Source organism: Streptomyces sp. NPDC059866, assembly GCF_042731325.1.
Taxonomy (GTDB): domain Bacteria; phylum Actinomycetota; class Actinomycetes; order Streptomycetales; family Streptomycetaceae; genus Streptomyces; species Streptomyces flavusporus.
The window spans coordinates 24,540-39,810 of record NZ_JBHWJT010000043.1 but is presented as its reverse complement, the minus strand read 5'-3'; the positions used below and the strand labels follow the sequence as shown (position 1 = coordinate 39,810).

14 protein-coding genes are annotated in these 15,271 nt (G+C 69.8%); 8 read left to right on the top strand and 6 right to left on the bottom strand.

Going from position 1 to position 15,271, the window contains the following annotated elements:
• The first annotated feature begins 5 nt into the window (after positions 1 to 5).
• Positions 6 to 569, top strand: a complete 564-nt coding sequence (locus ACFV7R_RS40215; protein WP_385273588.1) for a CGNR zinc finger domain-containing protein — start codon at positions 6 to 8, stop codon at positions 567 to 569.
• Positions 570 to 611: 42 nt separating this feature from the next.
• Here the strand turns inward: ACFV7R_RS40215 and ACFV7R_RS40210 are convergent, their stop codons facing one another.
• Positions 612 to 1,148: a hemerythrin domain-containing protein gene (locus ACFV7R_RS40210; RefSeq protein WP_385273585.1), complete on the bottom strand. Its 537-nt coding sequence runs from the start codon at positions 1,146 to 1,148 to the stop codon at positions 612 to 614.
• A 435-nt stretch (positions 1,149 to 1,583) separates the two neighbouring features.
• The gene (locus tag ACFV7R_RS40205; RefSeq protein WP_385273582.1) at positions 1,584 to 2,207 is read right to left on the bottom strand and encodes a hypothetical protein; all 624 of its coding nucleotides are present in this window, start codon (positions 2,205 to 2,207) and stop codon (positions 1,584 to 1,586) included.
• Between the two features lie 672 nt (positions 2,208 to 2,879).
• Between ACFV7R_RS40205 and ACFV7R_RS40200 the strand changes: the two genes are divergently transcribed.
• Positions 2,880 to 4,958 (top strand): BTAD domain-containing putative transcriptional regulator, encoded by a 2,079-nt coding sequence (locus ACFV7R_RS40200; RefSeq protein ID WP_385273580.1) that lies wholly within the window; start codon positions 2,880 to 2,882, stop codon positions 4,956 to 4,958.
• On the opposite strand, the gene ACFV7R_RS40195 is transcribed toward ACFV7R_RS40200, so the two are convergent.
• Entirely contained in the window at positions 4,955 to 5,458 is a 504-nt protein-coding gene (locus tag ACFV7R_RS40195) for a sigma-70 family RNA polymerase sigma factor (RefSeq protein WP_385273577.1), read from the bottom strand. The two genes, ACFV7R_RS40200 and ACFV7R_RS40195, sit on opposite strands and share 4 nt — an antisense overlap.
• 431 nt (positions 5,459 to 5,889) lie before the next feature.
• Here ACFV7R_RS40195 and ACFV7R_RS40190 point away from each other — a divergent pair, with 431 nt between their 5' ends.
• Positions 5,890 to 6,294 (top strand): cupin domain-containing protein, encoded by a 405-nt coding sequence (locus tag ACFV7R_RS40190; RefSeq protein ID WP_385273574.1) that lies wholly within the window; start codon positions 5,890 to 5,892, stop codon positions 6,292 to 6,294.
• 88 nt (positions 6,295 to 6,382) lie between these two features.
• Here the strand turns inward: ACFV7R_RS40190 and ACFV7R_RS40185 are convergent, their stop codons facing one another.
• Positions 6,383 to 6,886 (bottom strand): MEKHLA domain-containing protein, encoded by a 504-nt coding sequence (locus ACFV7R_RS40185; protein ID WP_385273632.1) that lies wholly within the window; start codon positions 6,884 to 6,886, stop codon positions 6,383 to 6,385.
• Positions 6,887 to 7,062: 176 nt separating this feature from the next.
• Here ACFV7R_RS40185 and ACFV7R_RS40180 point away from each other — a divergent pair, with 176 nt between their 5' ends.
• Positions 7,063 to 11,157, top strand: coding sequence for a discoidin domain-containing protein (locus ACFV7R_RS40180; RefSeq protein ID WP_385273571.1), 4,095 nt, complete (start codon positions 7,063 to 7,065; stop codon positions 11,155 to 11,157).
• 64 nt (positions 11,158 to 11,221) lie between these two features.
• Here ACFV7R_RS40180 and ACFV7R_RS40175 read toward each other — a convergent pair whose 3' ends face one another.
• On the bottom strand, positions 11,222 to 11,620 hold the full coding sequence (locus ACFV7R_RS40175; RefSeq protein ID WP_385273568.1) for a 6-pyruvoyl tetrahydropterin synthase family protein: 399 nt from the start codon (positions 11,618 to 11,620) through the stop codon (positions 11,222 to 11,224).
• A gap of 200 nt (positions 11,621 to 11,820) precedes the next feature.
• Between ACFV7R_RS40175 and ACFV7R_RS40170 the strand changes: the two genes are divergently transcribed.
• The 4 genes from ACFV7R_RS40170 to ACFV7R_RS40155 all read left to right on the top strand — a co-directional run bounded on the left by ACFV7R_RS40170 (position 11,821) and on the right by ACFV7R_RS40155 (position 14,873).
• A complete protein-coding gene (locus ACFV7R_RS40170; RefSeq protein ID WP_385273565.1) occupies positions 11,821 to 12,279 on the top strand; it encodes a YbaB/EbfC family nucleoid-associated protein in 459 nt (152 codons plus the stop codon).
• Positions 12,280 to 12,558: 279 nt separating this feature from the next.
• Positions 12,559 to 13,059: a cupin domain-containing protein gene (locus ACFV7R_RS40165; RefSeq protein ID WP_224740098.1), complete on the top strand. Its 501-nt coding sequence runs from the start codon at positions 12,559 to 12,561 to the stop codon at positions 13,057 to 13,059.
• A gap of 173 nt (positions 13,060 to 13,232) precedes the next feature.
• Positions 13,233 to 13,997, top strand: coding sequence for an MBL fold metallo-hydrolase (locus ACFV7R_RS40160; protein WP_385273562.1), 765 nt, complete (start codon positions 13,233 to 13,235; stop codon positions 13,995 to 13,997).
• 336 nt (positions 13,998 to 14,333) lie between these two features.
• On the top strand, positions 14,334 to 14,873 hold the full coding sequence (locus ACFV7R_RS40155; RefSeq protein WP_385273630.1) for a hypothetical protein: 540 nt from the start codon (positions 14,334 to 14,336) through the stop codon (positions 14,871 to 14,873).
• Positions 14,874 to 15,018: 145 nt separating this feature from the next.
• On the opposite strand, the gene ACFV7R_RS40150 is transcribed toward ACFV7R_RS40155, so the two are convergent.
• A complete protein-coding gene (locus ACFV7R_RS40150) occupies positions 15,019 to 15,219 on the bottom strand; it encodes a hypothetical protein (protein ID WP_385273559.1) in 201 nt (66 codons plus the stop codon).
• Positions 15,220 to 15,271: the final 52 nt, after the last annotated feature.

Below are 15,271 nucleotides of genomic sequence, written 5' to 3'. Positions count from 1 at the left end.
GTGATGTGAATCTTGACCATGTATTCGTATGCGGGCACCCGGCCCTGGACTTCGCGGCCACCCTCCGGGCCCGGCGCTCGATCCGGTTCGAGATGTTCGTGACGCCGGAGCGGCTGAATGCCTGGTACTTGGAGTCCGGGCTGGTGGACACGATCACTGACGGCGACGAGGTCGACGTCCGGGCGGCCACGATCCTGCGCGAGGCCATCTACCGGCTCGTCACCGACCGCCGCCTCGGCGAGGAGTTCGACTCGGGGGCGCTCGACACGGTCAACGCCGCCGCGCGCAAGACCCCTGTGACGCCGCAGCTCACCAAGACCGGGCGGCTCACCGAGGCGACGCCCGAGCAGGCGCTGGCGACCGTCGCCCGGCAGGCCGTGGAGCTGCTCAGCGGCCCGGACGTCCCCCTGATGAAGGAGTGCGGCAACCCCGAGTGCACCCGGGTCTACATCGACCGCTCCCGGGGCATGCGGCGCCAGTGGTGCGGCATGGAGTCCTGCGGCAACAAGATCAAGGCCGCCGCGTACCGCGCACGCAAGAAATCCGCGCCCGCCGTGGCCGCACGCTGACCTCCCGACCTGGGCGGCGGGCGATCCCGGCGAACGCGGGGCTCAGTCGGCGGCGAGGTCCTTGAGGGTCCCGCGGAACCTGTTCACCAGCATTCCCCGAGCCCAGCGCACCGGCGGCGGGAATGCGGCGTACACGTGATCCCGGCCGGGGACGGGCTCGGAGTGCTCCAGGAGGCCGAAGACCAGGTGCGGCCCACCCCGCCGGACACCGTCGGCTGCCGCCTTGCAGAACCTCAGGACGTCCTCGTCCAGAGGCTTGCGGAGCAGCCCCCTGAGCAGCGGTTCCACGACGGCGAAGTGCTCGGCCGGCCCGTCCCGGATCCGGCGGGAGGTGAGCGTCCCCTCCTTCATCGCGTGCCCCCAGCTCACCGATCCGCCGATCCGGTGCTCCTCGGTGATCCGCGCGATGCCGCTCTCCAGCTCGTCGAGCCCCTCGGCCGGCGAGTCGTCCTCCTCGTCCAGCAGGCCCAGACTGCGGACCGCTTCGGGGCACCGCTCCCGCAGCACCGGCCAGAGCAGCTCGTCCTCGCCGCGGCGGTGCCGACGTACGAAATCGACAAACCGCTGCACGGTCGTCACCAGGCTCTTCGTGTCGACGGCCGCCCCGCCCGCCGGCCCGGTGAAGGACCTGACGACGAGCTCGGCGCCCCCATGACGACATGTGTACGGCCCGTTCCCGTCACAGGGAGCGGGCCGTACCGGTCCAGGCCCTTGGGATGAGGACCTGAACCTGCGGCCGTCCTTGGAGGATCCGTCTCCAGGGACCGTTCACTGTAGGAACGGACGGGCCGACGGCAGTGGTTCACGACATGTGCGCACTGGCGGCCGAGGGGGGACTCTGGCCGCCAGTGCGGGGACGGGAACGGACCACGAGAGCGTGGCTGGACTCCGAATGTCCCGTCACGGCACCGCCGCCCGCGTGTCCAGACGGCAGAGCCTTCCATCTGGAGAACGCAGCAACAGGCCGAAAGGTTCACCACAGCATGCGCATCCGGCCGTCACCTCAGAGGTGTCTCAGAGATACATGGCTCGATGACTACGGTAGGCGAACGTGTCGCCCGAGCTGAGGATGGTCACGATCTCCTCGCAGAAGCGTCGGTACTCCGTCTCCTGTTCGGCCGGCAGGGTCACGGAGACGACGGATCCCTGGGGCACCACGGGCCGCAGGGCGCCCAGAAGGCCTGGCGGGGGCGGCAGCAGCAGCACTTCCATGACGCGTCGGAAGACATCGGTGAGGCTCTCCTCCCGATCCGGCGGTTCGGCACACGCCTGCTCCGGCACCGGACGCCAGACCTTGTCGGCCTCGACGAACAGGTCGAGGCAGGCCGCCAGGTGTCCGAGATCGACCGCTGTCAGCTCGATCGGGTACAGACTCGTCAGCTGGTCGCCGCGCACGCTGTGCATGGTGTACCGCTCGGCCGGAGCGGGGTCGGCGGACGCTTCTTCGCTGTGCCACCGGGACCACAACGGCAGCTTCAGCAGCACCTGCACCCAGCTGTCGTAGGCATCCGAGACGATCCGCTCGTCGTCGGACTCCAGGCCCGCGCTGTGCAGTCGGTAGAGGTGGCGGAGAAGCGGTTCTTCGAGACTCTGGAACTTCGCGAAGAAGACGGGATCGTCAGGGACCAGGGCGTACAAGGACTCCTCCTCTCACCGGCTTGACGGCTCGAAGCCGACCGCGGTACGGCCGTCACGCGGGACACGTGCACCGCCTGGCGTCACCGCTCGGACCGGTCCGCCGGTGAGCAGGCTCCCACAGCACTCGCCCAGCCGGCAGGAGCCTGTCATGAAAGCGAACGGAACAGGCCACCGCGGGGTTCACCGGGGGTGCATCCTGCCACACCACTCCCGCAAGTAACCACCTTGACAGGTGACAAAATCCCATGAAACCATCGTCACCTGTCAAGGTGGTCACTTCTCTTCTTTCGGAGGCGCACATGTCGGTCGTGCGACGCGCTTGCGGACACGGCAGGAGTGCAAAGTCGGCTGACGGATCCGCCGACTGCCAGTCCCGGTGCGGCACTCGACACCCTGGGGAGTCGTCCCGGCCGCGCCTGCTCAGCAGAGACGGTTCCACCCGGACACCACCGCCGCGATGACACACCTCGAGCCCTTCTCCGCTGCGCACACGTGTCACGAATCGTGGCTACACTTCGCGGTCATGGCCGCAAGCCCCTCGGGCGGAGACGGCTTGGGTCCCCCGGCGGCGCGGTGACGACAGGCGACCGACAGCACCTCATGAGAAATGGCGAGGCCAGCCGCGAGATGGACGCGACAGTGCGCTACTCAATCCTCGGTACCGTGCGGGCGATGCGCGGGGACACCGAGATCGACCTGGGCCCCCCGAAGCGACTGGCCCTGCTCGCCCTGCTGCTGCTCCGTGCCCCCGGCCCGCTCACCCTGAGCGAGGCGGTCGACATCCTGTGGGACGAGGAACCGCCGGTCAGCGCCGTCAACGTGGTGCACCGGCACATCGGCGCCCTGCGCAGGACACTCGAACCCGAACTGCGCAGCCGTACCCACGCCGAACACCTCGTCCGCGCCTCCGACGGCTACCGCCTGCTGGTCGACATCTCGACCTCGGATCTGCTGCGCTTCCGCGACCTGCGCGCCCAGGCGCAGCTCGCGGTCAGGGGCGGCGCTCCCGCCCAGGCCGCGGAGGACTTCGTCGAAGCCCTCCGGCTGTGGCGCGGTCCCGTCGTCGCCGCCGGCACCTCGGTGGCCCGGCATCCGGTGTTCACCTCGGTCGGCCACGAGTTCGTCGCGACGGTGAAGGAGGCCGCCGACGCCGTCCTGACCGCGGCACCAGCGCTGACGGAGGAGGTGCTGACGATGCTGCGGCGCGCCGTGGAGAGCCACCCTTTCGACGAGGCGCTCCACTCCCGGGTGATCGCCGCCCTGGCCGCCACCGGCCGACAGGCAGAGGCCCTGCAGCAGTTCGAGACCATCCGGGGCGCGCTGGCCGAGGAACTGGGCGTCGAGCCCGGTCCCGAACTGCGCGCCGCCCAGCAGCACCTGCTCCAGCGCAGGGCCTCCCGGGCCCCGGACGCTCCCCCGCCCCGTCCCGTGGAAGCCGGAAGGCCGGCCCAACTGCCCGCGGACTGCGCCTCCTTCGCCGGGCGCCGGCAGATCCTGAGCCGGTGCCTGGAGCTGCTGCCGCTGAAGGGCGAGAGCCGGCCTCCCACGATGACCGCGGCCATCTGCGGCATGGCGGGAGTGGGCAAGACGACACTGGCCGTGCACTGGGGCCACATGGTCGCCGGCCACTTCCCCGACGGGCAGATCTACGTCGACCTCCAGGGCCACCACCCCTCCCGCCCCCCGCTCGACCCGGCCGAGGCCATCGCCGAGGTGCTCGGCGCGCTGGGCGTGGAGCACGACCGTTCGCACTCGAGCGCCGCCGCACTCGCCGCCGCCTACCGCAGTGCCCTGGACGGGCGCCGGCTGCTCCTCGTCCTGGACGACGCCGAGGACAGCGAGCAGGTACGTCCCCTGCTCCCCGCCACGCCGGGCTGCCTCGCGATCGTCACGAGCCGACGGCGGCTGGAGGGCTTGGCCGTCACGGACAACGCCCGGATCATCACGCTGGATCCCATGACCCGCGAGGAGGGTCTCGAACTGCTCGACCGGCGCCTGGGCACCGACCGGATCAGAGCCGAGCACGAGGCCGCGGAGGAGATCGTGGAGCTGTGCGGCGGGCTGCCGCTGGCGCTGGCCGTCGCCGGCACCCGGGCACTCGTGCAGCCACAGTTCCCACTGGCCTCGCTCGCGGCCAGGCTCCAGGACGCCGACGACTGTCTCGACGCTCTGTCCAGCCGCGACGCCCGCACCGCCATCCGCAGTTCGTTCCACCGCTCTTACGAAGCGCTCAGCAGCAGTGCCGCGCGGCTGTTCCGGCTGCTCGGCCTGCATCCCACGCGTGACATCACCCTGCCGGCCGCCGCCAGCCTGGTCGGCACCGACCCGCGCAGTACCTGGCAGGACGTGGCCGAGCTGATGGACCATCACCTGCTCGTCGAACTGACCGCCGGCCGGTACACCTGTCACGAACTGCTGCGCGCCTACGCGAGAGAGCTCAGTTCGCTCCTGGATTCCCCGACCGCGCGGTCCGAGGCGCTGGCCAGGATGTTCGAGCACTATCTGTACAGCGCCAACGCCGCCACGGCGTTGCTCGCGCCCCACTGCGGCACCGTGATCCTGCCGCCGCCGAGACCGGGGGTCCGGCCCCAGGAGTTCGGCGAACGCGCGGACGCCGCCGAGTGGATCGTCGCCGAGCAGTACCTGCTGCCGGAGCTCGTCCGCGCCATCGGCCACGACCCCCGCGGCGAGACGTTCCGACGCCAACTGACCTCAGCGCTGGAGATGTGTCTGCACTCGACCGGTTTCTAAGCGGCCTCTGCCTCTGACCCTACGACGCTCCGAAGCTTGCGCAGGGCGTTGTGGTGACGGCTCTTGACGGTGCCGGCCGGGATGCCGAGGATGCCGGCAGTTTCCTGAATGCTGCGGTCGCACAGGTATATGTGGACCAGCACGGCACGGTGATCGGGAGACAGCCGACGCAGCAAGGGCCTGGCCACCAGGGTGTCGTGCACCGCCTCGGTGCCGTCGGTACCCGACACGGGGTCGTTGTGGGTGACTCCGACGACCTCCCTTCGGGCATGGGGTTTGCGCACCCAGTCGATGACCAAGTGCCGGGTCACGGTGAACAGCCAGCCGCGGACCGACCCCTCCATCCCCAGCAGTCTGTCGATGTTCCGCCAGGCCCGGATGATGGTCTCCTGGACGATGTCCTCGGCGAGTCCGTGGTCACCCAGCATCTTCTCGGCGTACGAGACAAGACCGTCCCGGTGTTCCCTCATGATGGTGCCGAGCAGATCGGACCGGGACATAGTCGTGAGGGGCGTAGCCATAGTGTCCTGAACCATCCTGGTTCTCTGTCGTGCGGCGACGGGGGCCTGATGTAACCCCCGCGTGCGCACTTTAGGCAGCGGCAAGTGCCAGAAACATGCCGCATTTGTGTCGCCGTAGTGCCGCGGCCCTCGACCGGCGAACACATATGCTCGTGAGGTGCTCGTCCGGCGCCGGAGAACCCCTTCTCACCAGGTACTTTCCACCCGAGGCACCGATTCCCCGCTTTGACGCACTCCAAACGGATGCAGCATGTGAGTTGCATGTCACGTGTGCCTAGCCGCCTTGACCCCGACAGAGGGTGTGCAGGCTCCATGGCCCGAAACTACGTATGTGACACTGCCGCATGTTCCAGCGAGACAGTGAAAGGTATGACACATTGCGTAAGAACCTGCTGCGACTGGGAGTGACCATGGCTGCCGCCGCCGGTCTGTCCCTCGGCGCGGGCACCGCGTTCGCCACCCCGGCCGGTCCGGGTGTGACGGGCAAGATCATCTCCCAGACCACGTTCGGCGGGAAGGACTACATCCTCCGCCAGGTCACCATTCCCCCGGGCCAGAGCACAGGCTGGCACTACCACGACGGAACCCTCTACGGCTTCGTCCAGCAGGGCACGCTCAGCCACTTCGACTCGGACTGCGAGTCCGACGGCGTCTACAAGGCAGGCAGCGGCCTCACCGAGCCGTCCGGCGCGGACCACGTGCACATCGGCCGCAACCTCGGCACGACCGACGTCGTCCTCGACGTCCTGTACGTCCTGCCGCACGGCGCCGCGCTGTCGGAGGACGCCCCCAACCCGGGCTGCGACTTCCAGTAGGTCCCCGGCCCTTGCGCAGCACATGACGAGCCCGCCACGGCGACACGCCGGGGCGGGCTCCTCGCACGGTGGGGCCCCGAGGCCCCACTCACATGTCAGTGGGCGACCCGGAGCGGAACACCGCGGCCTGGCCGTGGATCCGCCCGCGGGCGTCCATCAGGTCCCACATGGTCACGTCTTCGATCCAGAAGGCCCGGCCGCTCTTGCCGACGCGTATCCCCCGGTAGCCGGTGGTGTAGTGGTGGGCCGTCACGGCGCGCACGAAGGCCTCCCGGTCCTCCTGGCCGTCCGGGCGCGCCGACAGCCGGGACGGCAGGCCGACGAACTCGCCCCAGGAGTAGCCGAAGCAGTTCTGCGCCGTGCTGTTGGCGTAGACGAAGCGCGGGTCGGCGGACGTGTCGTGCGCCAGCAGCCCGAACGGGGCCTGCTCGTACAGCCACCGCGCGGCATCCCGCCCGGTCTCCCACACCGCCGGACACAACGGCTCGCCCACCAGCCGTAGATGGCTGGAGAGCAGCAGCTCGGCGAAGGCGGGATCGGTGGGCTGCGCGGGCAGGGTCATCGGCATGGCGCCGTCGTCAAAGGGTGTCATCACCGTTCACATGTTTCTTCGTCCGGCAGGGCAGAGGGTTTTGTCATCGTCAAGGGCCTTGACAGGGAAGTGTCCGCCACAACAGCCTATGGCAACGTTGTCAGATAGCGGGGGCCGCCCCGTACCGGCAACATGCGCCGCCTCTCCACTCACTCTCTGCGATTGGACGACTACACATGGCCGATCAGTCGTGTCCCTCACGACACCCCTCCCGGCGCACCGTCGTCGCGACCGGCTCGACGCTACTGGCCGGGTTCGGCCTCGGCACGGTCTTCGGGCCGGCCGCCGACGCCGCCGCCCGGACCGCGGACGCGACCGGCACCGGCTCATCCTCCGCACCGCGTGAGATCGCCGCCTACCGCCCGGTCCGGGTCTCCTCGCAGGCCTACGCACCCGCCCCCGCCGAGTTCGTGGTGGACGCGATCCCGGCGCAGGGTGTGCGCGGCACCGGATGGCGCGCCGAAGCGGGCGACCCGCAGTGGATCGAGGTCGACCTCCAGGCGGACTGCCGCGTCGACCGGATCCGGCTGACCTTCGAGGCCGACGCGAGCGATCCCGTGTTCACCCCGCCGGCCGGCGGAAACCCGCGCCAGGGCACCACCGGCAAGGAGCTCCTCTCCAGCTACGCCAGGGAGTTCCTCGTGGAGACGTCCCGCGACCGCGACTCCTGGACCAGCGTGTACCGCACCACGGCCGGCACCGGCGGCGTGGTGGACATCCCGCTGCCGAAGCCCGTCATGGCCCGCTGGGTACGGATGACGGCCCACCAGCGCTCCAGCCCCAACCCCCTCGGCCTCAACGGCTTCGAGGTGTACGGCACTGCTCCCGGCCACCGCCCGAAGGCCACCGGCTGGACCGACTGGGGCACCCACCACGGCGACGCCTCGCGGCTCACGGTCGCCGCCGACGGCACGGTGCCGCTGGAGTCGGGCTGGACGCTCACCCTGGACGACTGGGCGGACGGCGACGGCGCGGCCCTCTCGCAGACCGGCGTGGACACCAGCCGCTGGCTGCCCGCGACCGTGCCTGGCACCGTCCTGGGCTCCCTCGTCGACCAGGGCAAGCTGCCCGACCCGGTCGCGGGACTGAACAACCTGCGTGTCCCCGAGGCGCTGTCCCGCCACTCCTGGTGGTACCGGCGGGACTTCGACCTGCCCCGCGGCCTGCGCACCGGCCGAGGGCGGCACCTCTGGCTGGAGTTCGACGGTGTCAACCACAAGGCCGAGATCTGGCTCAACGGACACGGAGTGGGCGAGGTGACGTTCCCCTTCGCCCGCTCCGCCCACGACATCACCGAACTCCTGGCCGCCGAGGGCGGCAACGCGCTCGCCGTGAGGATCTCCCCCATGCCAGTGCCCGGCAGCCCCGGCGACAAGGGACCGGCGGGCGAGGCCTGGGTGGACGCCGGAGCCAACACGATGAACCTCAACTCACCGACGTACCTCGCCTCTTCGGGATGGGACTGGATGCCGGCCGTCCGCGACCGCGCAGCCGGCATCTGGAACCACGTACGGCTGAGATCGACCGGCCACATCGTGATCGGCGACCCGCGGGTCGACACGGTTCTGCCCGCGCTGCCGGACCTGTCGGTCGCCGAGCTCACCCTGACCGTCCCGGTGTGCAACGCCGACTCCACCGACCACGAGGCCACCGTCTCCGCCTCGTTCGGCGACGTCCGCGTCTCGCGCACGGTCACCGTCCCGGCCGGCGGCGACATCGATGTCATCTTCACCCCTGACGCGTTCAGCGCCCTGCGGGTGAAGAACCCCGAGCTGTGGTGGCCCAACGGCCTGGGCGAGCCCACTCTGCACGACCTGACCCTGGTCGCCCGAACCGGCGGCGCCGAGAGCGACCGGCGCACCACCCGTTTCGGCATACGGCAGTTCGGCTACGAGTACGACACCCCGCTGAAGTTCACACCTTCCTCCGACGCCTACACGCAGACCGTCCCGCTCGGTGACCGGCGCGCCCGCCACCTCCGCGTCCGCTGTCTCACCCGGGCCACCAGCTGGGGCAGTTCACTGTGGGCACTGTCGGTGTTCGACAGCGCCCGTCCCGGCACCGACCTCGCCCTGCACGCCGCGGCCGAGGCCTCCAGCACCGACGAGGACGGCCACGGGGCCGCCAACGTCACCGACGGCGACTCGAATACCCGCTGGTCCTCCGCCTTCGCCGACGACCAGTGGATCCGTGTCGACCTCGGCTCGGTGCAGTCCTTCGACCGGGTCGACCTGGTCTGGGAGCAGGCCTACGCGCGGACCTTCGTCGTACAGGTCTCCGCGGACGGCGAGCAGTGGACGGACGCCGCGTCCGTGGACAACACGGCCGTCCCGCTGCCCTTCAACAGAGGCGACGCCGGCCTGCGGGTGACCGACTTCGAGGCCCGTACGGCTCGTTACGTCCGGCTGTCCTGCGGCCTCCGCAACACCAGCTGGGGCAACTCCCTGTGGTCCTTCGCCGTCATCGACAGCGCCGAGCCGGGCACCGACCTCGCACTGCACCAGAAGGCGACCGCCTCCAGCGAGGAGGACGGCCACCCGGCCGCCCACGCCACCGACGGCGCCCCCGGCACCCGCTGGTCCTCCGCCTACGAGGACCACCAGTGGCTCCAGGTCGACCTCGGCTCCGCCCGGCGCTTCGACCGGGTCGCGGTCCTGTGGGAGCAGGCGTACCCGAAGACGTACACCATCCAGGTCTCCGACGACGGCGACACCTGGGCCGATGTCACGACCGTCTCCAACACCCCCGACCCGCTGAAGATCAGCGTCAACGGCGTACGGGTGCTGGTGCGCGGTGGCAACTGGGGTTGGGACGAACTGCTGCGCCGGATGCCCGCCGAGCGGACGGACGCGGCGGTGCGGATGCATCGGGCCATGAACTTCACGATGATCCGCAACTGGGTCGGCAGCAGCAACCGCGAGGAGTTCTACGCCGCCTGCGACGCGCACGGCATCCTGGTGTGGAACGACTTCCCCAACGCCTGGAGCATGGACCCGCCGGACCACGAGGCGTTCCTGTCCGCGGCCCGCGACACCGTGCTGCGCTATCGCATCCACCCGTGCGTGGCGGTGTGGTGCGGCGCCAACGAGGGCAACCCGCCGGCCGCGGTCGACGAAGGCATGCGCGAGGCGGTCGAGAGCCAGGTGCCGGGGGTGCTCTACCAGAACAACTCGGCCGGCGGCATCGTCACCGGCGGCGGCCCCTACGGCTGGGTCGAGCCAGAGCGCTACTTCGATCCGTCGACGTACGGCAGCAAGGACTTCGGCTTCCACACCGAGATCGGCATGCCCGTCGTCTCCACCGCCGCCAGCACCCGCGCCATGGTGGGCGACGACGGGCCGGAGTGGCCGGTCGGCGGTGCCTGGTACCACCACGACTGGAGCGAGCGCGGCAACCAGGCGCCGCAGCACTACAAGGCCGCCATCGAGACCCGACTCGGCACGGCCCGTGACCTGGACGACTTCACGCGCAAGGCGCAGTTCGTCAACTACGAGAACTTCCGGGCCATGTTCGAGGCCTGGAACGCCAACCTGTGGGACAACGCCAGCGGGTTGATGCTGTGGATGTCCCATCCGGCCTGGCACAGCACGGTCTGGCAGACCTACGACTACGACTTCGATGTCAACGGCGCCTACTTCGGCTGCCGGAGCGCCTGCGAGCCCCTGCACGTCCAGGCCGACCCGGTGAAGTGGCAGGTCATCGCGGTCAACCACACGCGTAAGGCGCTCAAGCGCGCGACGGTCACGGCGGAGACGTACGACCTGTCCGGCCGCCGGATCGCGAGCACCCGGCAGGCGCGCGTGGACGTGGACCCCGCGACCTCGGCGACGGCGTTCACCGCTGCCCCCGCGGACGACCTGCCGGACCTTCACCTGCTGCGGCTGACCCTCACGGACGACAGGGGCCAGGTCCTGTCGCGCAACACCTACTGGCGCTGCCGCACCCCCGAGGCGCTGCGCGCTCTCAACCAGGTCCAGCAGGCCAGGCTGTCGGCCTCCCTCACACAGGTGTCGCGCGACGGGGACCGGCGTACGGCGACCGCCACGGTCCGCAACCGGGGGTCCATGGTCGCCGCGATGGTCCGGCTCTCTCTGCTGGGCGAGGATGGCGCCCGCGTCCTGCCGACCCTCTACGACGACAACTATCTGTGGCTGCTGCCCGGTGAGACACGCACGGTCACACTGTCGTGGCCCGCGTCCGCCCTGCCCTCGGGCCGGCCCGAGCTGCGGGTCGAGGGGTACAACACTCCCCCGGTCACGGTGCACGGCTGAGCCGTACCGGGAGAGGCCGGGGGCCGGTGCCGCCGTATCGGCGGCACCGGCCCCCGTGCGTGTGTCACACGCTGCGCTCGTAAGTGGCCCACGCGATGTGCGACTCGTGCAGCGTCACGACCACCTCACGGATCCCCCGGGCGCCCTCCCCCAGCGCCCCCGCGTGGATCGCCTCGACCAGGCGGTCGGCGATCACCTTGGCCAGGTACTCCGTCGAGGTGTTGATCCGGTGGAACCGCTCCTCGTCGTCGAGGTTGCGGTAGTTGAACTCGCCGATCACCTTGCCGAGTTCCGCGGTGGCCAGACCGATGTCGACGACGATGTTGTCGTCGTCGAGCTCCGGGCGCCGGAACGTCGCGTCCACGACGAACGTCGCTCCGTGCAGCCGCTGGGCCGGGCCGAAGACCTCGCCGCGGAAGCTGTGGGCGACCATCATGTGGTCACGTACGGTGATGCTGAACAAGAGTCCTCCAAAGGGGGCGCTCGGCACGGAGCATAACCGGCGCACATGTGAACCAAATGTGCGGTCCTCTCGTGTCCTTCATGTGTCGGAAGGCCCTGGGCCGGGTCGCTCTCCGACACACCCGTCCTCTTCCCCTTTCGGGGACATGCGGCGAGGATGTGCGTGCCGCCTGCGGGTGGCTTCACCGGCAGAGGAGGACGATGGAGACGTCACCGGGAAGCCGTCTGGAGCAGGCTCTTGCCGACTTCGCCGAGCGGTACGGAACTCTGTCCAGGGCCCGGGAACAGATGAGGGCGCTGTCGGTGACGGCGCGTTCCAGGGACGGCGTCGTGGAGGTCACCGTGGGTGCCAACGGCCACGCGGCGTGGATCCGCTTCGTCGACAGTCGGTTCCGCGGGATGGCCGCCCCACAGCTGGGCGACAGTGTCCTGGAGGCTCTGACGACGGCCCGGGCCGAGGTCGCGGCCAGGGCGGCCACCGTGATGACGGCCGCGAACCTCCTGTCGGCGTTGCCCGCGCAACCCGTGCCCGGAGGCGAGCCGACGAGGTCACGGCCGCAGGGACCGCTGTGGGGCCGTAGGCCCTCGCTGCCCACTCCCCTGCCGCCGGAGCTGCGCGAGGCCGTCATGGCGCTGAGAGACTCCGTGTGCGAGCCATGAGCGACTCCTGCCGGCCCTCGATGGGCGGGTGTGCGGGGTGCCGGAACAGCCGGGGAGAGGTGCGGGCATGGCCGCCGGGTCCGCCCGACGGCATTCCGTCGGGCCATCGGATGTGTTCAGGGCCGAGGGCAGACACACAGGTTTGACCATTCACACGTTACTCTGTGGCTGGAGAAATCCCACAGCGAAATGTGCCGGTCTCCGCCGGGTGTCCCTGGGCGTGCGTCCCACTTTCGTGTTCCTCGATCCTTTGTCACTCTCCGAGCAGGAGTCACACATATGACCAACTTCCCCTCTCCGCCGCCGGTCCCCCAGGACCGTCAGTTCGTTCTCGGCCAGCATCTGCGCCTGTCGGTCCTCGCCTCCGGGGAGGAGACCGAGGGCCGGCACGACGTGTCCGATGTCATCCTGCCCCCGGGCGCCGGGACGCCGCTGCATCTGCACACCGGCTACGAGGAGCGCATCTGGGTCGTCTCCGGCTCGCTGACGGTCTGGGCGGGCTCGGACGCCTTCACCTTGCGGTCCGGGGACTTCTACGCCATCAAGATGAACACGCCCCACACCATCAAGGCGGGGGACGACGGTGCGCGTACCCTCGCCATCACCTCTCCCGCCAGGTTCGCGGAGCTCATCAGCCGCACCGGTACCCCCGCGCACCTGGCCACCACCGAGACCGAGTGGGACATGGGGCTGTTCCAGGCCGTCACCGAGGAGTTCGGGGACGTCATCCTCGGCCCGCCCGGAGCCACTCCGGCCGATCTCCAGCGCGACACCAAGTGACACGACCGGACCTGCACTGCGGGGTGTGACGACGGCGCCCGTCCGGTCACCCTCCGCACTCAGGTAGCCGCTTCCCGCGCCGCGGGCCGACGGCGCGCGGCGCGAAGGAAGGGCCCCTCACCCAGCGACAGGGCCCTCAGGGTTCCGGCCGCAACGAGAGGATCAGAAGGACCATGCCGAAGCTTCTGCGCGAGGACGACATCGTCCGCGTCGAGAGCAACGTCTATTCGGTGTCAGGCAGCAGCACCAACTGGGTCATCGTCAAGGACGGCGACAGCTGCACCCTCGTCGACACCGGCTACCCGGGCGACCGCGACGCCGTGCTGGCCTCACTGGAGGCGGTCGGGCTGAACGCCCGCTCCGTGGCCGCCGTCCTGGTCACACACGCACACAACGACCACATCGGCGCGGCCGAGCACCTGCGCGCCACGTACGACGTGCCGGTCCTCATGCACCAGGAGGAGGTACCGCACGCCCGCCGCGACTTCCTCGACCAGGTGTCCGTCGGCCAGGTGCTCGCGCAGGCATGGCGGCCCGGTGTGCTCCCGTGGGCCGTACACGCCCTCCGAGCCGGCGGAATCACGCATGTTCCGGTCTGCGAGCCGCAGGCGTTCCCCGCGCCGGGAGCACTGGACCTGCCCGGTGCGCCGGTGCCCGTGCACACGCCGGGGCACACCAAGGGCCACTGCGCCTACCACCTGCCCGGCAGCGGCATCCTGATCACCGGCGACGCCCTGGTGACCGCGCACCCCACGTCGCGGATCAACGGACCGCAGCTGCTGCCCGACATGTTCCACACCGACCGTGCCCGGGCTCTCGATTCCCTGGCCGTGTTCGAGGGCCTGGACGCGGGTCTCATCCTGCCTGGTCACGGACCCGTGCATCGCGGGTTGGCCAAAGAGGCAGCCCTGACGGCCCGCGAGTGCGCCGCCAGGTGACGGCCCCGGCCCCGAGGCGCCGTCCGACACTCGCACTCGTCCCCCCGACGGGGCAACACGGTCCCACACGTACAACGACCCACCAAGGGTCGTCAGGGAGGCGGTTCGACGACATACTTACCGGGCAGTATTGGCGGAGGGAGCCTCGTGCGAGTGACGTCGTCGAACCCTCGGGAGGTCGAAGAAGGTCCACACTTCCTCTATGCGCAGGCACATCAGCGCCTATCGTGAAGAGTGGACATGCTGGACGAACCATCTGGCGTCGACACTTATCTGCACGGGACCCTCGGCGTGGGTACCATGCGCAACGTCATCCATATCGAGGGAGTGAACGGTGTGACCAGCCAATCAGCCGCCACGCTCCGATCGCGGTACGTAGCACAAGCCGCGTCGGACTTGGAGGAGAACCGTCGGCGACAGCAGGAGCTGATGGAGAAGATCAGGATGCTGAAGCAGGAGGAGGCCCTCCTGGCGGACATCATCAACCTCGCCGAGCAGTACGAGGGTTTCACGGACGCGTCCCGTCTGCCCGAGCAGTTGCAGGAAGAGCCCGTCGTCGAAAAGGCGAAGCAGGCCCCTGCCGAAACCGCTTCACGACGCTCCACGTCGGCCAAGACCACTCCGGCCGCCAAGACCGCACAGGCCAGCGCGAAGGGGAAGTCGCACCAGCCTCTGCTCGGTGACCTGCTTGCGGACCTGCTCGGCCAGTACAAGGAGCCGCGTCTGGCGAAGGAGCTGCGGGACGAACTCCTCAAGAAGCACCCGGACCGCAATCCCACACCGCAGGTGGTACGAAACACCCTCGAATCCCTGGTCGCCAAGGGACGTATCAGGCGTCACAAGCAGCAGCGTTCCGTCATGTACACCCTGGTGTAGCGGGCGAGGCGGACAGCTCCGACTGACACCCACGCGCGTCCCGCGGGCGGTGGGCCGCAACCGGGCACTGCAATGCACCTCATGCGACACAACCCGCCACGCGGGACGGGTGCGGCACTTCAGGGCGTGTGCCAAGGGTTCCTCCCTACGGAGCCACATCCGCCAGCCACGCCTCGTCGGCAGTCGGGGCGAGCATGAGTTCGTCGACGCCGAGGTCCTCGTCGCCCAGGGCGAAGTACGCAACAGCGACGAGGTCCCGCGTGCCCTCGCGTCCGGCAGCCTTCCAGGCCGCACGTGCGCGGACGAAGGCCGTGGCCGACACCGAGGGGCCGGTGTCGTCCACCACGGAGTCGTCGGCTCTTCTCCGACGCCTTGGCCCAGGTCGGAACGGCGTCGGG